We start from the raw sequence: 23,575 nt of genomic DNA, 5'->3' as shown, positions 1-23,575 counted from the left end.
AATGGATATTAAAAAATTAAAAGAATTATTGAAAAGAGCATACGCACCATATTCAAACTTTCAAGTTGCAGCTTGTGCAATTGACCAGGATGGAAATGAATATTATGGAGTTAATGTTGAAAATGCTGCGTATCCATCTGGAATTTGTGCAGAAAGAAGTGCATTATTTGGATCAGTTGCATATGGAGCAAAAGTTGGAACATTCAAGGAAATCCATATTATCAGTAAAAAAGAGGGAATTATTAGTCCGTGTGCTGGATGCAGGCAAGTAATGACTGAATTTATGATTCCTGAAGCTAAAGTGTATCAATATTCGAATGATACAACTCAAGTTAGAGTTAATACAGTTGCTGAATTGGTTCCTTATAGTATTTTAGAAAGCGATATTAAATAATGAAAATTTGTTTTGTTTCAATTATAGGGCGTCCAAATGTGGGTAAAAGTACATTAATTAATGCTATTGTCGGGTATGATGTGGCCATTGTAACTAATGTAGCTCAAACCACAAGAGATCAAATAACTGGTATTTATACTGATGATGAATATCAAATTATTTTTACCGATACACCCGGAATTCATAAACCTGAAAATAAACTAGGTGAAATTTTAAATAAAAATGCTTATAACACCACTAAAGATATTGATGTGCTCTTATTTTTAGCTCCAGCTGATGAAAAAATCGGGACTGGCGATAAAATGATTTTAGAAAAAATCGCTAAGGTTAAACACAAAATTGCTGTTATCACTAAAATTGATAAAATTAGAAAAAATCCACAATTATTAGCAGAAAAAATTAAAGAGGTTCAGGAATATAATTTTGAACATATTCTTTCTACATCAAAAAACGACTTCAAATCAATTAATTCTTTAATCGATGTAATTAAACCATATGCTTATGAAGGTCAAGCTCAATATGACATTGATTATATCACTGATAAAAGCATGCGATTTTTAGCGAAAGAAATTATTCGTGAATCTGCTATTAATTCTCTTTATGAAGAGCTTCCACATTCAATTGCAGTAGAAATAAATGAATTTGAAGATTTAGAAGATTTAATTCAAATTGAAGCTGTTATTTATGTTAAAAAAGCATCACAAAAGGGAATGGTAATTGGTGCTAAAGGAACAAAAATTAAGCAAATTGGTCAAAGTGCACGCTACAAAATGATGCATCAATTCCAAAGTAAAGTTATTTTAAATTTAAAAGTTAAAATTGCTGATAAGTGAAATAACAATGAAAAAGAATTAGCTAAATTTGGTTATAAATAAAATACACGAAGAAAAATTTCGTGTATTTTTCATAGACTTTTAAATTATTCTACTTTATGACATTGGCGACATCTTGCTTCGTATTCAGAATCGCCTAAAAGATGTCTTTCTTTTGATTTGACTTTACGATAAGAAAGTGATGCTTGTTCAAAACACTTCATACATACTGCTTTTAATTTAGAAACATAATCAGCTTGAGCTAAGAGTTCAGAGGTTATTAAAAAACTTTTCCCAGCAAAATCCATATCAAGACCTGAAACAATAACTCTTACACCTTTTGAAATTAGTTTTTCCACTACTTCAAAAATTCCTTCATCAAAAAAGTGAACTTCATCAAAAGCAATCGCTTTGATTTGATCGTCTCAATATTTTCAAATATCATTTGCTCTAGCGATTGATATGGCTTTAACATTTGAACCAGTTCGGCTAACAATTACATCGTTTCCAAAACGTGTATCAAAATCTGGTTTAAAAACTAAAAATTTTACTTGTGCTATTTTTAAAATTGTTAATCTTTTAATTAATTCAGCACTTTTTCCAGCAAACATTGGTCCAGTAATAACTTCAAGTGAACCCTTAGTGTCTTTTCAATACATCAAACTAATTACTTTCTTGTTGTAAGTATTTTTGAACTTCTAGTGCACAATCATCAATAACTGATTCAATATCATTAACTGAATCTAAAACACAACCAGAGGCTTTTAGATGGCCTCCACCACCCCATTTGAGTGCAACATTTCTAACAACTGGGCCGTTTGATCTTAATTCGACTCTAACTTTTCCATCTTTTTCTTCGATAAATTGTGCTCAAATTGGAAATCCGTCAATATTAGAAATTAAATTCGGACGAACTGATTTTTCAGGTGTTCTCCCTCTTTGAATAGTGTCTTGATAAGAATTTTGAAGATACGCAACTCCATCACGTGTTTTTAGAGTTGATGTTAATCAAGCATTAAATTTAATTTCTTCAATCGAAGTTTTATACATATTTAAGTGCATAAAATCTGCATCTAAACCATTTTCATATAAATATGAAGCTAATTTTAAGGTTCTTGCACTAGTATTACTAAATAAAAATCTTCCTGAATCAGTCACCATCCCAAGATACAAGAAACGAGCTGCCTGTTTGCTTATTTTTCATTTTGTTTCATAAGCTATCTCGGCAATCATTTCGTCAGCAGCAATATATGAACTGTCTACTCATCTAGTTACATTGTCACCTAAATCATCGTCATTTGGATGGTGATCAATCCTTAAAACGTGAGCAAAAATTTCTTTATCAAGTAATTCTCTAGTATGAATGCGATCTTTATAATTAGCATCTACAATAACTGCTAGTGATTTTTTTAAAATTTCATCACTAGGGTTTGGATCCATTTGGATATTTAAGAATGGAAATAAACCATTTTCATCTCCAACACAATAAATTTGTTTGTTCGGAAAATTAGTTCTAAGTAATTCCCCGAGTCCGTGTTGCGAACCTAAGCAATCACCATCAGGTTGAATGTGATGAAAGATCACGATTGAATCATATTTTAATAATTGTTCAACTGCTTGTTTTAATGAACCGATTTGCATTATTTTGTCTCACTTTCATATGTAATAATTTCTTGATTTAATCTATCTAAAACATCTTGAACTTGATTTCAAGAATCTAAAGTAATTCCGGCAGCATTATCATGTCCGCCCCCATTGAATTCTTTAGCGACTTTATTTACAAGTGGGCCGTTTGATCTTAAACGACCACGTACTTTTCCGTCCTCTAATTGAATAAATAATGCTCAACAAGAGTTATCTTCAATATTAGCCAATTCATTAACATACATTGAAGCTTCAAGCGAACTAAATTCATGTTTTTGTAAAACTTGATCAGTAGCTTCAAAATAAAGAACTCTTCCGTATTTCTTAAAGCCACTAAGTAATTCTCCAATAAATTTAATCCCTTTAAAAGTTCTTTTTGAAAGTTCTTTTAAAATCGGTTGTGGATGAAATCCATTTTCCATTAAAAAAGCTACTAATGTGTGTGTTCTTGCACTAGTATCAGGATATAAAAATCTTCCTGAATCTGTATTAATCCCTAAATAAATGTACTCACTGGCTTTAAGTGATACCTTCCAATTTGATTCATATGCCAACATTGCAATCATTTCAGCAGCTGCAACATAATGTTCGTCAACTCAAAGATAATCATATTGAATATCACTATCATTTGGGTGATGATCAATCCGTAATTTTGCTGTAGTTTTATTTTGATACAACAACTCAGCATTTTCGATTCGATCACCTGACGAAGCATCAACAACGACTCCGAGTGAATTAGTAAAATCAATTTGAGATGAGTCAGTAAAGTGATATTTCATAAAGTCTAAGACTCCAACATTATCACCCACACAATATACTTTCTTTTCTGGGTAATTAGTTTTAATTAACTCAGCTAAGCCGTGTTGCGATCCTAAACAATCGCCATCTGGTCGTATATGATGAAAAATGATAATTGAATCATATTTTTCAATTGCTTCTTTGGCAACTTTTGAATTTCCTATAAGCATTTTGTCTTCTCCTCCTACCAAGCTAGTTTATATAATAATTTAATTTTACTATTTATAGAATTATGCTTTCTTATAAAGGTAAAAATCTTGGTATTATTTGCAAAAAATTACATATTCAAGCTAAAAACACTAAGCAATTACATTCAATAATTGCTTAGTGTTTAAATTAAAGCATGCTTTGTTCTTGAAGGTAAAGAATATCATCATTAACTTGGATTAAGCCATTATTAATTAAATTATCTATTGCTCTTAAAATGAGATCTTTTGAAACAGGGGTAATGGTTGTAAATCCACAATATTTACTAAAAGTCATCATAATATCATTTAAGCTCAAGTTTTTAGTTGCTACAATAAAAGTTGATAAAAAGTGTTCAACTTCATTTAGGTGAATCCGTGCAAAATCACGTTTAGATGAGTTTTTTTGGTGTTCTCTAAATTCAATAATTTGATCTTTTGCTACAATAAAATCTGCTTCAAAGTCAATAAAGTATTTTTGAGATAATTCATTTAAAATAGCATCAAGCTCTTCTTTAAGAGCAGCAGTAAAGGTTTTTCTCCCAAACATACGTGGAATGAATTTTTTCAATTCATCATAGTGAATTGGATGTAATTCGCTAATTAAAGCTCATACAAAATCAGTTTTGCTTTCTGAATTTGATTTTTGAATTTTGTCAAATAATTGTTCATAATTTGGATAAGGATTGAATTGAATTTTTTCAATTGCTTTTTGCTTAATTTCCACTGGGACATTAATTTTCAATGCATCCATATCACTTGTGTTTGAGTTTGTTCTAGTGGTTTTATTATTTGTTAAATGCTCAATAAATTTGGTCAATCTTTCAACTTGTTTGGTTTTATTTTTATATCAATCTGTTGATCAGATTCGGTAAATATTTCACTTACGTCCTTCAAGAACTCTTTGTCTAAGAATTTCACGATCACGACTTGAACGAGATGTTTTATAAACCGAACCATCACACTCAATTCCTAAAATGTAATGTCCTGGTTTTTTTGGATCTAAAATCGCTAAATCAATTTTATATCCTGAAGATCCAATTCTTTTAACCACATTATATCCTCGTTCTTTTAATTCGTTATAAACATCATCTTCAAATGGAGAGTCAAATTCAGAGACATATTGGTTAGTTTCCTCAATATGTTTGTTTGCTGAAGCAGCATAACGAATGTAATTTTTCAAGAATTTAGCTCCACGTGAGTTGGTTCTTGATAAATCAATATCATTTTCTAGGAATGATGAAACAACAATAACAGCTGTTTTTGCACGAGTTACGGCAACATTTAACCGACGATATCCATTCTGTTGGTTCAATGGACCAAAATTCATAGTCATAATTCCTTTAGCGTTAGGTCCATAACCAACTGAAAGAATAATAATATCTCTTTCATCCCCTTGTACAGTTTCAATGTTTTTAACAAAGAATTTTTCAATTTCTCAAGCATTAAAGAAATGTTCAAATTCATTAGTTTTCCGTCTGAGTAAGTTAATTTTCCGTTCAATCAAATCTCTTTGTTGGGTGTTGAAGGTAACAACCCCCACAGTTCTTCTGGTACCGTATTTTCGAATGATTTCAATAACAAGTTCTACGACTTTATCAGCTTCAACCTGGTTGACCGAGTCAATAAATTGACCACGAACATGCTCGTGTGAGACTCCTTCAAATTTAGATGGGATTTTTGAAGCGGGGAAGGTAATTAATTCATTATAAATTTCTTTGTTTGAAGGGTGAATTAATTCATCAAACTTACTACGGTAGTGTCATTTAAGTTTAATTGTTGGTAATACAATATTAGCAACTTCAAGAATTGAATCAAAAGCAGTAGTATCTCAAGAATTATCATCTAATGAATCATCTTCATCAAAGTGAGCAAAGAAATCTGTAGGCGGAAGTTGTTCCTTATCTCCTGAAATAATGAATTGAGAAGCTCTTGATAAAGCTCCGATTGCATTTTCAGGACGAACCTGCGAGGCCTCATCAAAAATAACTACATCAAATTCTAAGTTTGAATTTTTAAGTAATGAAGACACTGAAAGTGGTGACATCATTAAACATGGTTTAAGTTTAGTGATTAAAGTTGGGATTTTGTCAAACAATAATCTAAATGGCATGATTCTTCTTGATTTGTTTGCTTCAGTTCTTAAAATTGAAACCTCTGAATTCAGCCCTTCAATACTATTGTAATTTGGGATTTTTTCAATAATTGACATTTCCACTTTAGTTTTAGCCATTGACTGAATAATTGCATCTGATTGAGCAAAGGTTTTACGGATTGAATCCATGACCTCACCGTTAAAGTCAGGGAATAATTCGGCTTGATATTTATCAATAAGTAATAAATAAAATCTTCTTAAATAAATTGCAAAGTAATCCTGTTTAATATTTCTTTGAATCAATGCATCAGCGTATTCTTGAAGATGATTTTGTTTCATTAATTTATAAACACGATTAAACTCTAAAATTGTAGTTAAATGTTCATTATTATGAATTGCTTTATCAAGTTTTTTATCTAATTTATCAAAAGTATATCCATCAATATCAAAGAATTCAGTGTTAAAATCTTGTCTAAAGATATGAATATGTTTTTGCAATTTATTAAAAATCTCATTAAATTGTGCAGATAGTTCTCTTGCTTGGTCTTTTTGGATTAAAGCAAATGCAAAAAGATGATAAATATATTTTGAATCTCATTCTAAAGAGTGGCTTAGTTGTTTAAAAGTATTAAATCAATCAATATGCTCATAAGTATTTTTTAAAAATGCAAATTCATTTAATGGTACTCTATAACTAACAAGTTTGCTAATATCAGTAAATTCTTTTTCTTTTTCTTGAATTTCTTCAATAATATTGAAAAGGTTAAGTAATTCAGCATATGTGAGCTTTTCATCTGTTAGTTTATAGGCATAAATACGATTTTTAATCTTTTTATATCCTGGATAAAAGAAACGTTTTGAACCAGTGTTAAAGAAAGAGAGTTGATTTTTATAATTAACCGCATCCAAGTTAATTACTTCAAGATTATACTTGTGTTTGATTCTTGATTTAAGCTCTTCAATTTGTCCACGAATTTTAACTAATGAATTGTAATGCTCAACATCTACTTCAATATTAGGATTTGACATAATCGTTGAGTTAATTGAAGAAATTTTAGTTAAGTGCTCAAGAGTTTGTTGATAAATTTCTATGCTTTTTAAGATAATATCTTTTTTAATTCTTAAAAATGGATATTGATTAGCAAAATTAATGGCTTCATGCAAAGTGTTTCTGAATTGGATAAGATTTTCGACTGTTTTTTCTCTTTGCTTGAGAGACATTTCTTCATAAATTAATCCGTATCAATCATTTTTGGAAATGTCAAAATCGTTAATATTTAAGGCGTTGTGGAATGAATCAATCAGTTTTCTTCTTTTTAGTAATTCTTGTTCAGAAACTTTTTCCACATCCTGAATATCAAATATAATTTCAGGATGTTTAGCATATTTAAAATAAGCTCCATAAAGTTGATAAATTGATTTATTAATTGGTTGAAAAATATTTTGTAATCCTTGCGGATAATTTAACAACTCTTGATGAGAAACGTTAAATTTATTAACTGCATCTTTATGAAAAGTATCTTCAATTGAGATGTTATGTTGTCCTTTTTCTAGTGTCGAAGCAAGTTCGTGCAGAACAATTTTTTTATCTAATTTAGTATTGTGAATTGGTAAAACATAATCATTAAGTCCAATTCTTTTTAAATTATTATAAACCACTTCAAGAGCAGCTTGTTTCTCAGCGACAAAAAGTACTTTTTTATCCCTAGCAATCAACTCAGTGATAATATTTGTAATGGTTTGTGATTTTCCTGTGCCTGGAGGACCTTGAAGGACAAAGCTTTTTCCACTAATAGCAGCTTGAATAGCTATCTCTTGTGATGAATCGGCATTATAAGTATGAAAGTATTCAGCCGGATTAACCACATCATCAATGTCTTTTTCGGTAAATTTAATGTTTTGAACTGGATCTTTAAGACCTGAAATCAATTTAACAAATTGATTATTAATTACTTTTTCAGTGTTTTCTTCAAGATCTTTGACCATATTAATTCTTGAGAATGAAAAAATTCCTAAATCAATTTCTTCAATAATTTTTCATCTTTTATCATTAATTTTTTTAACTTGTTCAAGAATAAAATTTTTATAGTCAACAAAAAGCTCATAATTTGACTTATCTGCTTCAAATTTATAGTTTAAATTAACGCTATAATCATTAATTAATTTTTGAATAAACGATTCATTAAGTAGGAATTCATCATCAAGAAAGTTAACTTTATAAGGTGAATTGTACGCATCTTTTGAAAGTTCAACCGGCACAAATAAGATTGGTGCTAAATGCTTATCATCAGATTCTTTGTTTTCATATCATTCTAAAAAACCTACAGCAAAATATAAAACGTTAATACCGTTTTCTTCCTTAAACAAATTTGATTTTTTCATCAAATTTGAAAGATTTCGATTTTGAACAGTGTCATAAAGGTTTGAACATAAATAATTACCTTTATATTTTTTTTGGAAAGCAGTTATTAATGGAAAGATTTCATTTTTAAAATATTTATCTTTTTGTTCTAATTCAATTCCAAAGGAAACACGCTTTCCTTTAACTTTTTTTGGTCCGTTTTCTTCTTCAAAATCATCAACAACATTACCAAATAAATTGGCAAATTGTAAATTTTTCAGCCCATAAAACCTGTTTAAAAAAACTTCCACACTTGGACTGAGTATTTCTACAGTTTGCGATTTTGTCTTTCGATAATTGATTGATTGATTTTTCATGCTTAAATCAAGCAGTCTATTTTTTCAAACTTCAATATTTTTTAAAATACTCTTACGTTCTTTTTGAGTCACCTTATCTCCTTGCTTGATAAATTTATAATATTATTTTAATTATAAATTAATAAGGAACATCCATCATTTAGAAAGTTTATTTTTTTAGATAAATTTTAAGTTGCAATTAATAAATGACCATAAAATATGAATAAATTAAATTAGCAAATAAATGAATATTTTGCTAAATTTACTTTTTTATTTTGTAAAAAAAGTATAATTTAAATAACATGATATTTCTTAAAGTTGAATATAAAGAAAGAATTGATAAGTATATTTGTGATCACACAGAGATATCGCGAAATGATATTAAAGAACTAATTCAACAAAGAGCTGTTTATGTGAACCAAAGCAATGTAATTAAACCAAAGTACATTGTGCGACCAGGACAAGAAATTAAAATAGTTAAGTTATTAGAAAAAGAAATTAAACTCGAACCACAAAAAATGGATATAGATATTGTTTATGAAGATGAGCATTTGTTTGTGATTAACAAACCATCAGGTCTCATTGTTCATCCAGCACCAGGTCATTTAAATCAAACCTTAGTAAATGGATTGCTTTATCATTTTAAAAATAATTTATCTAATGCTAATGGATTGCTCAGACCTGGAATTGTCCATCGAATTGACAAAGATACTAGTGGATTGCTAATTATTGCTAAAAATAATCAAATTCATAAACTATTATCTGATCATTTTAAAAAACACGATATTAGCCGAGAATATGTAGCTATTATTGACGGAATTTTAGAAGACCGGAAATTAAAATTAAATTTACCAATTGGAAGAAATGTAAAAAATCGTCAGCTTATGTGCGTAACTAATAATAATGCTAAAGAGGCGATTACTCATGTAGAAATGCTGAATACTTTTTACATTGATAATATGCCGAAAACATTGGTAAAATGTACATTAGAAACTGGAAGAACACATCAAATTAGGGTTCATTTAGCATATATTAAAAATCCAGTTTATGGAGATCCTTTGTATGGAAAAAAAGTTGATGATTTTAATCAACGTTTACACGCTTATAAATTATCATTTATTCATCCGATTACAAAAGAGAAAATTGTATTGTACGCAAAACCTCCAAAGGAGTTTGATATAGCTGATTTTGATTTTAATCAGCTGTTCAGTTAAGGGGAAAAATGTTTGGTATTTACGACACAAGTTTCAAAACTCTTAAAACAATAAAAGAATTGTGAAACAAAGAAAATGAATTTAAAAGATTTGTCATTTCCAATGGGATTGCAATCTTTGTTTTGTTCTTATTAAATGTGACTATAAATATTTTATTACTAGTTTTTAAAGCTGATATTGTTAATAAATTTTTAGAAATTCAAAGTGCAAATCCACAAAATAGTAATATTAATATAAATGTCGCTGCTATGGCAGAGTGAAACAATTTATTTATATCGACAATATGACCTAGTTTATTCTTTTTCATTGCAAATGTTCTCTTTGTACGCTCAGTGTATCAAAGTTATAAAGAGCAAAACTTTATGCGATTGTTTACCAGTAACATAGTTATTTGTATTTCAATGTGATGATCGTTTGGTTGAACTATTAAATTTTCTTATTTAGGGGGCATTGCTACTCAATATCCTTTTGTTGCTGTTTTAGCATTATTTATTACTAATTTCTTATTTTCGATTATTGTTATTATTGCGGTTTCGCGTCATTTATATTTGATTAAAAGAGCATTTGCTTTTGCCTTCCATCTTGAACAAAGAAAAAAAATGTTTGAGCAATTTTCAAAATTCTCACAACAAAATCCGTTTGGATTTAACTTCCCTTTTAATCAAACTAACGAACAAGAAGCTGATTACAATCAGCCTGATCAAGAATATAATAATGCCCAAACAAAAGCCCAAAAAAGTGCTACAGAATTAGAAAAGGAAAGAGAAATTAAAAAGCTTCTTGATCTGAAAACAGAACAATTGCATAAGCTGGCTCAATTGTTAGGAATTTACGGTTATATTGAACTTTCAAAAGAAGAACTAGCTGAAAAAATTTACAATTATACCCGAAAAAACAACACAAATAAATAAAGACATCATTTTTAATACATCTCATTAATGAGATGTATTTTTGTATTCTCAAGCAAAAATAAAAAACACAGTAAGCTGTGTTTAATGAAATTGAATGTGATTATAGTTCTTGGACTTGTCCGCCAGCAGCAATAATTGCTTCTTGAGCTGATTTTGAAACTCGATGAACACGAACAATTAATTTTTTAGTTAAGGTTCCATTCCCTAACACTTTAATTGGCAAGGTTCTTTTAATAAGGTTGTTTGCAAATAATGATTCAATAGTTACTTCTTGACCATCTTGATATTTAGCTTCTAAATCTTTTAAGTTAACTACTTGGAATTCTAAATGGTTAACGTTAGTAAATCCACGTTTTCCGATTCTACGGAATCAAGGAGTTTGACCCCCTTCAAATCCTAATCTGTGTCCTTTACGTTTGTTTTGTCCTGATTGCCCTTTACCAGCTTGTTTTCCTTTTCCAGCCGCATGTCCACGACCTTTACGGTGTTTTTCTTTCCGTGAACCTTCGGTTGCTTTTAATGTATGTAATTTAATTGACATATTAGATTAAGTCCTTTACATCTTTATTTCTAATTTCAGCAATTTGCTCAACTGTTCTAAGTTGTGATAGAGCTTTTAGAGTTGCTTTAACAGTGTTTGCTTTTGAACGTGAACCATATGTTTTAGTCACAATATCAGTATATCCAGCTAATTCAGTAACTGCACGCACTGTCCCTGAAGCGATCAACCCTTTTCCTTTTGAAGCAGGTTTAAGCATTACTCTTGAAGCAAGGAATTTAGCTTGAATTTCATGTGGAACAGTTCCATTAACAAGTGGCACATCAATAAGGTTATTTTGAGCGTCTTTAATGGCTTTTTTAATTGCATCAGGAACTTCATTAGCTTTTCCGTGTCCTAATCCAACACTACCTTTTTTGTTTCCAACTACTACAAAGGCACTAAAGCTAAATCTTCTTCCACCTTTAACAACTTTGGTAACTCTAGCTATATCAATAACTTTTTCTGAATATTCAGAAACTGGCTGTTCAAATCCACGGGTTCTTCTTGGACGATCATCTCTGTTAGGACGTTTGTCGGTTTTAGTTTTGGGATTTCGAAAGTTTCTTCTTTCTTCAACTGGAGGTGTTGCTGGTTTAGCAGGTCTTGGGTGTGGTGATTTAACTTCTTTAGTACCAACAACTGGTTTGGTTGCTTGTTTTTGATTTTCCATTAGAATTTAACTCCTTTTTCGCGAACGGCTTCAGCAAATGCTTTGACTCTTCCATGGTACAGATAACCTGAGCGGTCAAAAACAAGTTCTTTAATTCCAAGAGCTAGAACAGCTTGACCCATTTTAGCTCCAAGTTCTTTAGCAGCTTGAATGTTTCCAGAATAGTTTGAATCTTTAAGGGTTGAAACACTAGTTAGTGTAACTCCTTTTGAATCATCAATTAATTGTGCATAAAAGTTTTGGTGTGATTTATAGACGCTTAAACGTGGTTTATCTGAAGTTCCGCTAAGTGTTTGACGAATACGAATGTGTTTAGCTTTGCGAGCTTTATTTCTTGATAATTTTGCCATATTATTCACCTAACTTGCTTCTTATTTAGAAGAAGTTTTCCCTTCTTTACGTCTAATTTTTTCACCTTTGTATGAAATTCCTTTACCTGAATACACACTTGGTTTACGCACACTACGCACAATAGCAGCAAATGAAGTTACGCTTTGTTTATCAATTCCAAACAAGGTAATTTCAGTTGGTTTAGCTAAAGTAGCCTTGACATTTGCAGGAACTTCTAAGGTCACTTCATGACTGTATCCAGCCGAAATAACTAATTGAGTTCCTTTTAATGCAGCTTTATACCCAACTCCTTTAATTTCAAGTTCTTTGGTAAAACCTTGTGAAACACCAGTAATCATATTGGCAATATGAGCATTGGTGGTTCCGTGTAATTGTTTAGTAGTTTTTTCTTCGTTTGCTCGAACTGTGGTGACTTGGTTGTCTTGAACTGAAACAGCAATTTTTGAACTAAATTCTCTACTAAGAGTTCCTAATTTTCCTGAAACGGTTACTTTAGTCCCATCAACAGTAACACTAGTTCCAGCAGGAATTGTTAAGATACGATTTCCAACACGTGACATAACACTTCCCTTCTATCAAATGTAGGCAACGACTTCGCCACCAACATTTTCTTTCTTAGCTTCTTTTCCAGTCATTAGTCCTTTTGAAGTAGACATAATCACTGTTCCATATCCTGATAAAACAGTAGGAATTTCTGAAGATTTAACATAAACTTTAAGTCCAGGTTTTGAAACTCTTTTAATTCCAATAATTGCTGATTGAGAACCTTTATATTTAAGGGCAAGAACTATTTTTTTGTTAATTCCTTCACCTTCAACTGAATAAGAATGAATGTAACCTTCTGATTGAATTAATTTGACAATTGCTTCTTTTTTATTTGAGAATGGAATTTCTACGGTTTTATGCTTTCTTGCGTTAGCGTTTTTAATACGCACGATTAAATCTGAAATTGGATCTGTAATAAACATAATTATCAGCTCGCTTTCTTCATACCTGGGATTTTACCTTCGTGTGCAAGGTTTCTAAAGCAGATACGACATACTTTGTATTTTCTTAAAACCGCATGTGGACGACCACATAATTCGCAACGTGTATATGCACGAGATGAGAATTTAGGGTGGCGTTTTGCTTTTTCAATAAGTGCTTTTCTAGCCATTATTTATCTCCTTTTTTCTCAAATGGAACACCAATTAATTCAAGTAATGTTCTAGCTTCTTTATTAGTTTTTGCGGTGGTGACAATAATCACATCAAGTCCTTTGATCCGACGGATTTTGTCAAATTCAATTTCTGGGAAAATGATTTCTTCTTTAATTCCTAAAGCAAAGGTACCTCTACCATCAAATGATTTAGGATTTGCACCACGGAAATCACGAATACGTGGCATTGCAACGTTGATAAGTTTGTCTAAAAATTCTCACATACGCTCTCTACGAAGGGTAACTTTTCCTCCCATAGGCATTCCTTCACGAAGTTTTCATGAAGCGTTTGATTTTTTAGCTTTGGTTTGAAATGGTTTTTGTCCAGCAATTAAAGTAAGTTCATTTAAAACTTCTTCAATCGCTTTTGAGTTTGAAACTTCTTTTCCAGCTGTCATATTAAGTACCACTTTTTCAATTCGTGGAACTTGCATTGGTGAAGAGTAATTAAATTTTTCTTTAAGTGCAGGAACTGCTTTTTCTAAATAAACATTCTTGAGCATAATTAAATTTCCTTCTTAGTTTTTCTAACTACTCTAACTTTTTTACCTTCCTTGGTAAATTTGTAACCAAGTTTGCTATATTGAGCTGGTTTGTCTTTAGTTTCTTTTTTAACAAGATATGCTACATTTGAAGCATGAATTGGAGCTTCTTTAGTGGTAATAGTTCCATCTTGGTTTTGTTGTGAAGGTTTGTTATGTTTGGTAACAATGTTAAGGTCTTTAACAATAACTGCGTTTTTGTCGTGTAATACTTTTAAAATGGTTCCAGTTTTCCCTTTTTCTTTCCCTGCAATTACAATAACTTCGTCGTTTTTCTTGAATTTAACTTTCATAAAAATTCCTTAATTATAAAACTTCAGGTGCAAGAGAAACAATTTTTGGATATTTTTCACGAATTTCACGAGCCACTGGCCCAAAAACACGTGTTCCTCTTGGAGTTCCATCTTCTTTTAAAAGTACTACAGCATTTTCATCAAACCGAATGTATGATCCATTTTCTCTCGAAATCCCATAACGTGAGCGCACGACTACTGCTTTAACTACTTGTTTTTGTTTAACTCCACCATTAGGAATGGCTTTTTTCACTGAACACATCACCACATCACCAATTTTGGCCACTTTTTTATTTGAACCAAGAATTCTGAAAATTCCGACTTCTTTGGCTCCTGAATTATCAGCAACATTTGCTCTAGATAGTTCTAATAGCATTATTTGCTCCCTTCGTTAGACTGTTTAATTGAAACAAGTCGAAAGTGTTTAGTTTTTGAAAGTGGACGTGTTTCCATAATCACAACTGAATCGTTTAATTTAGCAAGGTGATTTTCATCATGGACAGCAAAACGTTTAGTTGATTTGAAACGTTTTGAATAAAGTGGGTGCTTTTTATAAGTGTCAACAGCAACAATAATAGTTTTAGGTGTTTTGTGAGCTGAAACGACTGTACCAACTAATGTTTTTCTTGTATTTCTTTCAATCATTATTTAGCTCCTTTTTCACTTAAGGCTGTGAGTGCTCTAGCAATATCTTTTTTAATAAGATTAATTTTATGGGTTTGATCAAGAGAACCGGTGGTGTTTTGGAATCTTAATGTTCAAAGTTCAGCTTTAAGATCTCTCACTATTGTTCGGAGTTCTGCAACTGATTTGTTTAATAAATCTTTATATAGCATTAGTTATTCCCTTCATGTTCTCTTGTAATAATTTTTCATTTCACAGGTAATTTGTGTCCAGCAAGTCTTAAAGCTTCACGAGCAATTTCTTCTGACACTCCTGATACTTCAAACATAACAGTATCAACTTTAACAGCAGTATATCATTTTTCAGGTGCACCTTTCCCTGATCCCATCCGAACCCCAATTGGTTTAGAGGTTTTTGAGAAATGTGGGAAGATCCGAATGATAACGCTTCCTTCACGACCCATATGTCTAGTAGCGGCAATACGGGCTGATTCAATTTGACGAGCATCAACTCAAGCACTAGTTACAGCTTGAAGACCAAATTCTCCAAAAGCAACAGTGTTTCCTTTAGTAGCTCTACGTTTATCGTGTTTTACTAGAAATGGTTTTCTATATTTGGTTCTTTTTGGTTGAAGCATTTTATTTATCTCCTTCCAAAATTTCACCTAATGAAACCCAAACTTTAACTCCAATTGCTCCATAAGTGGTACGAGCTGTAGCAGTAGCATAATCAACGTTTTGTCTAAGAGTGTGAAGTTTCATTTCTCCTTCTGAATATCCTTCAGTACGAGCCATGTCAACACCATTTAAACGACCTGAAACGGCAGTTTTAATTCCTTTAGCTCCATTACGCATTGCACTACGAATAGCAATTTTTTGAGCGGTACGGAATCTTTCACGGTTTTCAAGCTTTTGAGCGATCATTTCAGCAAGTAATCTAGCATTAAGATCTGGGTTTTTAAGCTCAATAACTTGTAAATTAACATCAAGGTGTTTGTTTTTTAAATATTTTTTCAGTTTAAGAGTTAATTCTTGAATGTTTTTTCCTTCTGAACCTAAAATTACTCCAGGTTTAGCAGAATGTAAAACAACATTAACTCTATTTTTTTGGTTTCTTTGAACATTTACTTTACCAATTTGGTATTCACGTACATATTTATCAAAAAACTTATAGATTTTAGCATCTTCAACTAATTTGGTTCCAAATTGTGCTTTTTCAGCAAATCAGATTGAATTGTGTGCTTTGGTAATTCCGAAACGGAATCCATTTGGATTGACCTTTTGTCCCATTAGTTTCTCTCCTCTAAAACAATTGATAAGTTTGATGTACGTTTAAAAATTGGATAAGCTCGACCTTGGCTTCTTGGTTGAAATCTTTTTAAAGTTTGACCTTCATTAACATAAACTTCTTTAACGAATAATTTTGATGCGTCCATTCCATGGTTATTGGTAGCGTTTGCAATCGCTGAGTTAAGTAATTTAATGAAAATACGAGCAGATTTTTTTGAAGTATTGTGTAATAAAGAAAGTGCTATTTTCACATCTTTCCCACGGAAAAGGTTAGCGACAAGTTTAGCTTTTGAAACACTAACTCTTTGTAGTTTAACGTGTGCTTTGGCTTGTTGCATTATTTTTTCTTACCTTTATCTGCACCATGACCTGAGAATGTTCTGGTTGGTGAAAATTCTCCAAGTTTGTGCCCGACCATATCATCGGTTACATATACTTCATTAAATACTTTTCCATTGTGTACTGCAAAAGTCAAACCAACAAAACTTGGGAAGATAGTTGAACGTCTCGATCATGTTTTGATTGGTTTTTTAGGTGCTTTTCCTTCAAGAATGGCATCTACTTTTTTGAGTAAATGGTCATCAGCGAATGGACCTTTTTTCAGACTACGTGCCATTATTTAGCATCCTTTCTTCTTCTTATAATCAGTTTATTTGAAGATTTCTTAGTTTTTCTAGTTTTCACTCCAAGAGCTTTTTTACCTCAAGGGGTAAGAGGAGCTTTACGCCCAACAGGTTGTTTCCCTTCCCCTCCCCCATGTGGGTGATCCACAGGGTTCATAACTGAACCACGAACGGTAGGTCTAATTCCTTTATGTCTGTTAATTCCGGCTTTTCCGACATTAACTAGTAAATGTTCTTCGTTTCCAACAGTACCAATTGTTGCACGACAACGAGCTAAAATACGACGTGTTTCACCTGATTTAAGTTTTAATACAACGTATTTTCCATTGTCATCTTTCCCAAGAATTTGGGCAGCAGTTCCAGCTGAACGAGCAATGATTGCTCCGCCACCTGGTTGCATTTCAATGTTGTGTACAAATGTACCATCAGGAATATTTGCTAATGGTAAGGCATTACCAACAACAATATCAACATTTTCTCCTGAAATCACTTTTTGCCCTAATTTAATTCCTTTAGGTGCAATAATGTATCTTTTTTCTCCATCTGCATATGCAAGTAAACAAATGTTTGCTGATCTGTTTGGATCATATTCAATTGTTTTAACCATAGCTGGAATATTATCTTTATTACGTTTAAAGTCTACAATTCTGTAGAATCTTTTAACACGTCCTCCGTGATGTCGAACAGTAATTTTACCCTGGTTATTACGACCTGCATTATTTTTTAAAATCACAAGGAGTGATTTTTCAGGTGCGTGACCAGATAAATTTTGTTTAAAATCAAGAGAAGACATGTTTCTTCTACCATTAGTAGTTGGCTTATGATATTTAATAGCCATAATGTCTTTTCTCCTTTGCTTAAAAATAGTTGCGGATCTTTCTTTTAAGCAAGCATATTTCCGCTTTGTCTCATTATTTATGTGGTTTTTAAGAAAGCAAAATTATTCTCCGCCACCAACTTTACGGTGCATTGTTGGTTTAGAGCTAGTTGTTTTTACTTTACTTTTCATTGTTGTTTGTTTTTTCGAAGCAAGTTTAGCTGCTACACGTCTTTCTACGTCTGAAGCTAATGTTTTTTTCTCTTCTTTATCTTTTTGCTCTTTTTCTTTGGTTGGATTAACATCTTCATTAGGGAAGAAGTTAATTTCTTGTCCAAGAGCTAGAGTTACCATAGCTTTTTTATATCTATTGGTAAATCCGTGGAAACGTCCTACGTTTTTGGGTTTTTTATCAACTTTAATAGTGTTAACTTTTTCAACTTTAACTTTGAAAATTTTCTCAACTGCATTAGCAATTTGAAATTTATTTGCGTGATAATCAGCTTTAAAGGTATAAACTCCATTTGACATTTGTTGATATGTTTTTTCAGTTAACACAGGAGCTTGAAGAACTTTTGTTAATTCCATTATCTAGCCTTCCCTTCTAAAATTGATAAACTTTCGTGTGAAATAATCATCACATCGGCTCCAACAAGTGCTTCAACACTAAGTGAATGAGCTTTTGAAGTTTGAACATTAGGTAAGTTGTTCGCTGATTTAAACACATTGTAATCTTCAGTAACAACTAATACATGTTTTAAGTGAGCTAATTTTAATTCTTTAAGTTTAATGTTTAATGCTTTAGTTGAAATGGTTTGTAATTTTAAATCATCTACAAGCACTGCTTTATCTTGTGCAAGTAAAGTAAGTGCCGAAATAAAAGCATTGTATCTCACTTTTTTATTAACTTTAAGTGAGTAATTTTTCTCTGATTGAGGACCAAACGCTCTTCCTCCACCGACTCAAATTGGTGAACGCATTGAGCTATGACGTGCTCGACCGGTTCCTTTTTGTCTTCAAGGTTTTTTCCCTGAACCAGAAACTTCAGCACGGTTTTTAACTTGGTGAGTTCCTTGTCTACGTGAAGCTCTTTCTGAAAGAATAGTGTCAAAAATAGCTTGTTCATAAATTTTTTCGCTGGCAAATAAGCTTGCTGGAAGCTTTGCTTGAAATTGCACTTTTTCCATTTTTGTATCACTGGCAACTGCTACTGGAGTAGAAGAAACTTTAGCTTTAGATTTTGTTTGAGCCATCTTATTTTTCTCCTTCTTCTTTAGCTTCAGCATCAGCGATTAATTGTGCAAGCTCATTTGAATGCATCCCAACGGTAACTTCAATGTGGTATTTTTTTGCTTTTTCAACTAATTCGTTCATCAATAGAACTTCTTTAATATCAACAAGTTTAATAGCTTCTTTGTTTGGTAATCCTTTAGCTGCTTGTTTAACAACAACAAGTGATTTTTTTGGTCCTGGAATTGATCCTTTAATTAAAAGTAATCCATTTTCCACGTCCACTTTCACCACTTCAAGGTTTTGAACAGTGGTTTTAACGTGTCCAAGGTGCCCAGGCATAGTCATTCCTTTGTAAACACGGTTCCCTGAAATATCTCCAAGTGATCCGGTTTGTCTAACAGGCTGACTTCCACCTCCACCCCCGTGTGATTTAGGACCAATGTGTTGGTTATGTCTTTTAATAGTTCCAGCAAATCCTTTTCCTTTTGAAGTTCCTGTTACATCAACAAGTTCTCCAGCTTGGAAAATGTCAGCTGATACTGTTTGTCCAAGTTCATAACCTGACATATTACGAACTTCTTTTACGTAGCGCTTAGGTGTTGTATTAGCTTTTTTAAATTGACCAGTATCAGGTTTATTAACACGTGATGGTTTTTTATCAACTGTAGCAAGTTGAGTAGCCACGTAACCGTCTTTTTCTTGGGTCAAGACTTTAGATACAACATTTGGTTGAACTTCGATTACAGTGACTGGAATTGAATATCCTTGGTCAGTGTAAATCTGAGTCATTCCAACTTTACGGCCTAAGATTCCTTTCATATGTTCTCCTTAAATTAATTTATTTTGAAACTTTTACTTGAACTGCAACACCATAAGGAAGCTCAAGTCTGTTTAATTTATCAGTAAATTCTTGGGTAGCTTCATCAACGACAATTAGTCTTTGGTGAGTTCTGCTTTCAAACTGTTCACGTGATTTTTTATTAACGTGAACTGATCTAAGAATTGTAATTTCATCTCTTTTAGTAGGAAGAGGAATTGGACCACTGACTTTAAGATTGGCCGCTTTAGCTGTGTGATACACTTTCTTAGCGGCACTATCGACAAGAGCATGATCAAATCCTTTTACCTTGATGTTTAATTTATTCATGTTGTCTCCTTTGTTCTTTTTTGAACTTAACTCCCTATAAAAACTTAATGAGTCCTTGACAACTTATGGCTCATTAACAACCTTATAGTTCATAGTTTATAGTTGCTTTTTAATTATAAGGCAAAAGATAAAAAAGATAAGTAAAAAAACAGGGTTTTTTAAAATTGCCCCGTATTTTGGCATATCATAGGTATTGCTACCCTAAAAAGCCGATTAAATTATATTAATAAGTAGAATTGATTCTCTTTTCAATTCAGTCGATTAAAATTTCTTCAGGAATATATTCATATCCTTTTTCAACGATTTCGGTTCCTTTAAGCAAAATAAAGGTTGGTACTTTAAGAACTTCTCATTTAGTATTTGGGTCTCTTAGTAAATTAGCTTCTTCAGCATCCACTTCAACAAAAGTAATTTGCTTAAATGATTCATATTTTGAAGCAATTCGACTAATCACTGGTTTCATCATTTTACAATCTCCGCACCATTGAACAGTAAAGGCTAGAAAAAGAAGATTATTTGATTTGTTGCCGTTAATTAATTTTTCAGCTTGTTTTCAAGGTAATAGTTTCATTTGTTCTCCTTATTTATTTGTTTGATCATCATCTGGATCAAATTCAAATTCTTGGGTATTAAATAATAGTTTTGAGTGTGGTAGATTTGCAATATTAGTTTGATTTGTTTCTTGCTCTTGGATCGGTTGGATTGACTCAGGGACAAATTCCTCTTGCTCAGTTTCTGTGATTGAGTCAGCAAAATTAAGATTATCCATTTCGCGCTCTTCTAATTCATCACAAATTAATTTTTCAACCTCGCGGGTGGACAAATTTCAATATTGAATTTTGAATGCTTTACATGCTTTGAATAAAAAATTGACATAGCGTTCAAAATTCGGTGTATCGCAAATAATTTCAGTGTCAGTTTGAACTTTTTGAATATAGTCTTTAAGAGTTAATTTCAGTAGCTTTCTAATAGGTCTTTTAATAATTGAAATATGATAAATATCAAATCAAAAAAGACCAATTAACACAAATAAAGAAATAAAAGTAATAATTGATGAAAAGCTAATTAAATAAAATAAATTAAAAATTCATTCAAAAATAAATCCAATATGCTTGAAATTAAATTGAGAAATGTTGCTTAAAGCCACACTGTTTCAAAAACCACTTTCAAATAAAATTTTAGCACTTTGAGCAGTATATTTGAACTCAAATTCTGAATAAGTGCCATTCACAAAATATCAAATTAAATGATCACCCAGAGCAAGAACAATCAAAAGGTATCATAAAATTTTAAAGATCATTTTTTTAAATGTTTGATACGAAATTTTCCGAGTTTTATTAAACCAAGCATAAGTATCTTGGGTGTGTTTACGTTCAAGTAATAGTAAAATTCATAAAATTAAAATTAAAAAAGGAATAATAAAAACTAAATTCCCAAAAGCAATATTAAATGAATACTTATAAATAATTTTAAAAATTGTATTATTAACAATTAAAGCGATAATTGTGCAAATAAGAAAAAGAGCACTAATTAATGGAAGTAGTATTAATGCGATTTTTCGTTTAAAAGTTGTAATAAAAATTATTTTATTGACACCCTTTTCAACTTTAGATAAATTTAAATAATTGTTAATTTCGTGTTTTGTCATAATTTTATTTTTTATATATTATTGATCCCCAAAACCACCATTGGATCTTTTTCGGTGATTTTGTAAATTTTCTTACGAATAGCTTTACGAATCTTTTCGTTTAAATCTTTCAATGAAGTAAATTCTTTCGTTTCAATCACATTAATTAAAACACTCTTAATTAATTCATTAATCTCGGGTTTGTCTTTATCATCAATCACACCAATATAATCAATAAATAATTGACTATTAATTCGTTTTTGTTTGGGTGAATAAAGTAAATTAACAATAATTACCCCTTCACGGCCAAGAGATTCACGTTCAGCGATTACTTCTGAAGATATATCGCCAATCCCAAAACCATCAATGATAGTATCTCCAATTTCGCTAATTTTTCCATTTTGACTAAAAAGTTTTTCATCGGTAAAATGTGCAATTCTACCATTTAACAACACAATTGTTTTAGTGTGTTTAGAAAGATTTTCATCACTAGAAATAAAATTAGCTACATCAACTAAATAACGATATAAACCTTGAGCAGGTAATAAATATTTAGGTTTGAGTGCTCTAACTAAATTAGCAATATCTTGTTTACTTGGATGATGTTTATAAAATTGACTTTCTGAAATGTCATAAATTTTAGATGTAATTTTGGCAATTTCATCTAATGTGGCTGCTGCAAATGATTCAAGTCCGTTAACAGGATGAGCCATCATAATAACATTATCTGTGCTTTTAAGTTTTAAATAAACATCTCTTTTGGCGGTTATACGCACAAATCTTAGGAATAAACGTTCAATTGAACCAGTAACTAAAACAATAGAATTTTTATATTTATTAATTTGACGATAATCAAACATTTCAGGAAGTGGAAAATCTTTTGAAATTTTACTAATTAAATAAATAAATTGACCATAAGTTTTTCCATATGCACACACAGGTCTTTTAGTAATTAAAGCCATATTAAGGATTTGTTGAAGTTGCACCATATCTTCATCATAAGCTCCGACAATAATTCTTTCTTCTGGCCCTGCTTTGTGAAACACTTCCTTGATAAAACTAGGAAGTTCTAATCGTTCAATGGCTCTTCCTTTTCCGTTGCTTCGTCCTGCATCGCAAATAAGTGCATTTATGGTTTGATTTGAAAGCTGTTTCTCAAGTTCTTTAAAGCTTAAATTTCCGTATAACCCCAATTTCCCTTCAATAAAATTAAACATAAATAAATATGAACCAGTTGGAGTAATAAAGTTATAGCCTAGGGATTCAGGAATACTTCCAGCAACTTTTATTGGTCTAATGGTTAGATCCTCAAACTTAAGGTCACTATTAATAACCTGAATTTGATAGCTTTTGTCATCGATTTTATATTTTTTCAAACGATCAATAATAATGATTTTATTAAATGCACTGGTATAAATTTTAATGCCAGGAATTTTCATTACTAATCAAGGCAATGCGCTAAAACTTTCATTTTTAATATCAGTAATAAAAACACCTTTAATTTTTTGTTTATGTTTTTCTAAATAACTAAAATCCGGAATTAAAGCATCTACTCCATTGCTAGAATTGATTGGGATTTTTACCCCAGAGTTAACAATGAAAATGTTGCTATTGTGCTCAAAAACATAGCAATTTTTTCCATTTTCATCTTGCCCGCCCAGGGCAAATATATTGACTTGTTGCATTTTTCTCCTTGTGCAAAAATTATGAAATTGAACGATAAAATAACAAAATTATTTGTATTTTTTAATTATAGCAAAAAGACAATAATAGCTCATTAATTGGCCAAAATAACACTGAAAATTATCTAAATATGTGCATTTAATGAATTTGTTGGATATTTCTGGTTTTTTAGTATAATTTTCTTACT

At 31.2% G+C, this 23,575-nt stretch carries 29 protein-coding genes and 2 pseudogenes; 4 read left to right on the top strand and 27 right to left on the bottom strand.

The features are described 5' to 3' along the window. Position 1: 1 nt before the first annotated feature. Together cdd and era are read left to right on the top strand one after the other, a co-directional pair. Complete coding sequence (cdd, locus tag NPA11_RS00905; protein ID WP_257043767.1) at positions 2-394, top strand: cytidine deaminase; 393 nt, start codon at positions 2-4, stop codon at positions 392-394. Then, on the top strand, positions 394-1,269 hold the full coding sequence (era, locus tag NPA11_RS00900) for a GTPase Era (protein ID WP_257043765.1): 876 nt from the start codon (positions 394-396) through the stop codon (positions 1,267-1,269). The genes cdd and era overlap by 1 nt, the downstream gene beginning before the upstream one ends. A 44-nt stretch (positions 1,270-1,313) precedes the next feature. Here the strand turns inward: era and NPA11_RS00895 are convergent, their stop codons facing one another. The 4 genes from NPA11_RS00895 to NPA11_RS00880 all read right to left on the bottom strand — a co-directional run bounded on the left by NPA11_RS00895 (position 1,314) and on the right by NPA11_RS00880 (position 8,718). Then, complete coding sequence (locus NPA11_RS00895; RefSeq protein ID WP_257043764.1) at positions 1,314-1,865, bottom strand: thymidine kinase; 552 nt, start codon at positions 1,863-1,865, stop codon at positions 1,314-1,316. Positions 1,866-1,869: 4 nt separating this feature from the next. Then, positions 1,870-2,847 carry a bifunctional oligoribonuclease/PAP phosphatase NrnA gene (locus NPA11_RS00890; protein WP_257043763.1) on the bottom strand — a complete coding sequence of 326 codons (978 nt, stop codon included), beginning with the start codon at positions 2,845-2,847 and terminating at the stop codon, positions 1,870-1,872. After that, on the bottom strand, positions 2,847-3,818 hold the full coding sequence (locus NPA11_RS00885; protein ID WP_257043762.1) for a bifunctional oligoribonuclease/PAP phosphatase NrnA: 972 nt from the start codon (positions 3,816-3,818) through the stop codon (positions 2,847-2,849). The genes NPA11_RS00890 and NPA11_RS00885 overlap by 1 nt, the downstream gene beginning before the upstream one ends. Positions 3,819-3,984: 166 nt before the next feature. Next, positions 3,985-8,718 carry a DUF4011 domain-containing protein gene (locus NPA11_RS00880; protein WP_257043760.1) on the bottom strand — a complete coding sequence of 1,578 codons (4,734 nt, stop codon included), beginning with the start codon at positions 8,716-8,718 and terminating at the stop codon, positions 3,985-3,987. A gap of 209 nt (positions 8,719-8,927) precedes the next feature. Between NPA11_RS00880 and NPA11_RS00875 the strand changes: the two genes are divergently transcribed. Continuing rightward, positions 8,928-9,839, top strand: coding sequence for an RluA family pseudouridine synthase (locus tag NPA11_RS00875; protein ID WP_257043758.1), 912 nt, complete (start codon positions 8,928-8,930; stop codon positions 9,837-9,839). Between the two features lie 8 nt (positions 9,840-9,847). Further along, positions 9,848-10,750, top strand: a complete 903-nt coding sequence (locus NPA11_RS00870) for a hypothetical protein (RefSeq protein ID WP_257043757.1) — start codon at positions 9,848-9,850, stop codon at positions 10,748-10,750. Between the two features lie 100 nt (positions 10,751-10,850). On the opposite strand, the gene rplO is transcribed toward NPA11_RS00870, so the two are convergent. The 23 genes and pseudogenes from rplO to NPA11_RS00755 form a co-directional block, all read right to left on the bottom strand. Beyond that, positions 10,851-11,285: a 50S ribosomal protein L15 gene (gene rplO, locus NPA11_RS00865; RefSeq protein ID WP_373457101.1), complete on the bottom strand. Its 435-nt coding sequence runs from the start codon at positions 11,283-11,285 to the stop codon at positions 10,851-10,853. A gap of 7 nt (positions 11,286-11,292) precedes the next feature. Further along, positions 11,293-11,781, bottom strand: a pseudogene (rpsE, locus tag NPA11_RS00860) (30S ribosomal protein S5); the annotation flags it as partial. Positions 11,782-11,960: 179 nt separating this feature from the next. Further along, on the bottom strand, positions 11,961-12,311 hold the full coding sequence (gene rplR, locus NPA11_RS00855; RefSeq protein ID WP_257043754.1) for a 50S ribosomal protein L18: 351 nt from the start codon (positions 12,309-12,311) through the stop codon (positions 11,961-11,963). 21 nt (positions 12,312-12,332) lie between these two features. Next, the gene (gene rplF / locus NPA11_RS00850; RefSeq protein WP_257043753.1) at positions 12,333-12,872 is read right to left on the bottom strand and encodes a 50S ribosomal protein L6; all 540 of its coding nucleotides are present in this window, start codon (positions 12,870-12,872) and stop codon (positions 12,333-12,335) included. A gap of 12 nt (positions 12,873-12,884) precedes the next feature. Next, the gene (gene rpsH, locus NPA11_RS00845) at positions 12,885-13,280 is read right to left on the bottom strand and encodes a 30S ribosomal protein S8 (protein ID WP_257043752.1); all 396 of its coding nucleotides are present in this window, start codon (positions 13,278-13,280) and stop codon (positions 12,885-12,887) included. 2 nt (positions 13,281-13,282) lie between these two features. Further along, positions 13,283-13,468 carry a type Z 30S ribosomal protein S14 gene (locus tag NPA11_RS00840; RefSeq protein WP_257043751.1) on the bottom strand — a complete coding sequence of 62 codons (186 nt, stop codon included), beginning with the start codon at positions 13,466-13,468 and terminating at the stop codon, positions 13,283-13,285. Continuing rightward, positions 13,468-14,013 (bottom strand): 50S ribosomal protein L5, encoded by a 546-nt coding sequence (gene rplE, locus NPA11_RS00835; protein WP_257043750.1) that lies wholly within the window; start codon positions 14,011-14,013, stop codon positions 13,468-13,470. The genes NPA11_RS00840 and rplE overlap by 1 nt, the downstream gene beginning before the upstream one ends. A gap of 2 nt (positions 14,014-14,015) precedes the next feature. After that, positions 14,016-14,345 carry a 50S ribosomal protein L24 gene (gene rplX / locus NPA11_RS00830; protein ID WP_257043749.1) on the bottom strand — a complete coding sequence of 110 codons (330 nt, stop codon included), beginning with the start codon at positions 14,343-14,345 and terminating at the stop codon, positions 14,016-14,018. Between the two features lie 13 nt (positions 14,346-14,358). Beyond that, positions 14,359-14,721 carry a 50S ribosomal protein L14 gene (gene rplN, locus NPA11_RS00825; RefSeq protein ID WP_257043748.1) on the bottom strand — a complete coding sequence of 121 codons (363 nt, stop codon included), beginning with the start codon at positions 14,719-14,721 and terminating at the stop codon, positions 14,359-14,361. Next, complete coding sequence (gene rpsQ / locus NPA11_RS00820) at positions 14,721-14,990, bottom strand: 30S ribosomal protein S17 (protein ID WP_257043746.1); 270 nt, start codon at positions 14,988-14,990, stop codon at positions 14,721-14,723. Before rpsQ ends, rplN begins: the two co-directional genes overlap by 1 nt. Beyond that, on the bottom strand, positions 14,990-15,181 hold the full coding sequence (rpmC, locus tag NPA11_RS00815; protein ID WP_257043745.1) for a 50S ribosomal protein L29: 192 nt from the start codon (positions 15,179-15,181) through the stop codon (positions 14,990-14,992). Before rpmC ends, rpsQ begins: the two co-directional genes overlap by 1 nt. Further along, entirely contained in the window at positions 15,181-15,606 is a 426-nt protein-coding gene (gene rplP / locus NPA11_RS00810) for a 50S ribosomal protein L16 (protein WP_257043744.1), read from the bottom strand. Before rplP ends, rpmC begins: the two co-directional genes overlap by 1 nt. A 1-nt stretch (position 15,607) precedes the next feature. Further along, the gene (gene rpsC / locus NPA11_RS00805; protein ID WP_257043743.1) at positions 15,608-16,258 is read right to left on the bottom strand and encodes a 30S ribosomal protein S3; all 651 of its coding nucleotides are present in this window, start codon (positions 16,256-16,258) and stop codon (positions 15,608-15,610) included. Continuing rightward, positions 16,258-16,596, bottom strand: a complete 339-nt coding sequence (gene rplV / locus NPA11_RS00800; RefSeq protein WP_257043742.1) for a 50S ribosomal protein L22 — start codon at positions 16,594-16,596, stop codon at positions 16,258-16,260. The genes rpsC and rplV overlap by 1 nt, the downstream gene beginning before the upstream one ends. Further along, positions 16,596-16,874: a 30S ribosomal protein S19 gene (gene rpsS, locus NPA11_RS00795; protein WP_257043741.1), complete on the bottom strand. Its 279-nt coding sequence runs from the start codon at positions 16,872-16,874 to the stop codon at positions 16,596-16,598. The genes rplV and rpsS overlap by 1 nt, the downstream gene beginning before the upstream one ends. Beyond that, entirely contained in the window at positions 16,874-17,719 is an 846-nt protein-coding gene (gene rplB, locus NPA11_RS00790) for a 50S ribosomal protein L2 (protein ID WP_257043739.1), read from the bottom strand. Before rplB ends, rpsS begins: the two co-directional genes overlap by 1 nt. 102 nt (positions 17,720-17,821) lie before the next feature. Continuing rightward, the gene (rplW, locus tag NPA11_RS00785; protein ID WP_257043738.1) at positions 17,822-18,286 is read right to left on the bottom strand and encodes a 50S ribosomal protein L23; all 465 of its coding nucleotides are present in this window, start codon (positions 18,284-18,286) and stop codon (positions 17,822-17,824) included. Next, complete coding sequence (gene rplD, locus NPA11_RS00780; protein WP_257043737.1) at positions 18,286-18,951, bottom strand: 50S ribosomal protein L4; 666 nt, start codon at positions 18,949-18,951, stop codon at positions 18,286-18,288. Before rplD ends, rplW begins: the two co-directional genes overlap by 1 nt. Before the next feature lie 175 nt (positions 18,952-19,126). After that, positions 19,127-19,750: pseudogene (gene rplC / locus NPA11_RS00775) on the bottom strand (50S ribosomal protein L3); the annotation flags it as partial. Between the two features lie 19 nt (positions 19,751-19,769). Further along, the gene (rpsJ, locus tag NPA11_RS00770) at positions 19,770-20,078 is read right to left on the bottom strand and encodes a 30S ribosomal protein S10 (protein WP_257043735.1); all 309 of its coding nucleotides are present in this window, start codon (positions 20,076-20,078) and stop codon (positions 19,770-19,772) included. A 223-nt stretch (positions 20,079-20,301) separates the two neighbouring features. After that, on the bottom strand, positions 20,302-20,649 hold the full coding sequence (locus NPA11_RS00765) for a thioredoxin family protein (RefSeq protein ID WP_257043733.1): 348 nt from the start codon (positions 20,647-20,649) through the stop codon (positions 20,302-20,304). A 9-nt stretch (positions 20,650-20,658) separates the two neighbouring features. Further along, positions 20,659-21,726 carry a hypothetical protein gene (locus NPA11_RS00760; protein ID WP_257043731.1) on the bottom strand — a complete coding sequence of 356 codons (1,068 nt, stop codon included), beginning with the start codon at positions 21,724-21,726 and terminating at the stop codon, positions 20,659-20,661. 11 nt (positions 21,727-21,737) lie between these two features. Beyond that, positions 21,738-23,390 (bottom strand): ribonuclease J, encoded by a 1,653-nt coding sequence (locus tag NPA11_RS00755; protein WP_257043730.1) that lies wholly within the window; start codon positions 23,388-23,390, stop codon positions 21,738-21,740. Positions 23,391-23,575: the final 185 nt, after the last annotated feature.

The organism is Mycoplasma sp. 1578d (genome assembly GCF_024582695.1).
Classification (GTDB): Bacteria; Bacillota_I; Bacilli_A; order Mycoplasmatales; family Metamycoplasmataceae; genus Mycoplasmopsis.
Note: the sequence above shows the minus strand (reverse complement) of the source record. Positions and strands in the feature narration are given on the sequence as shown.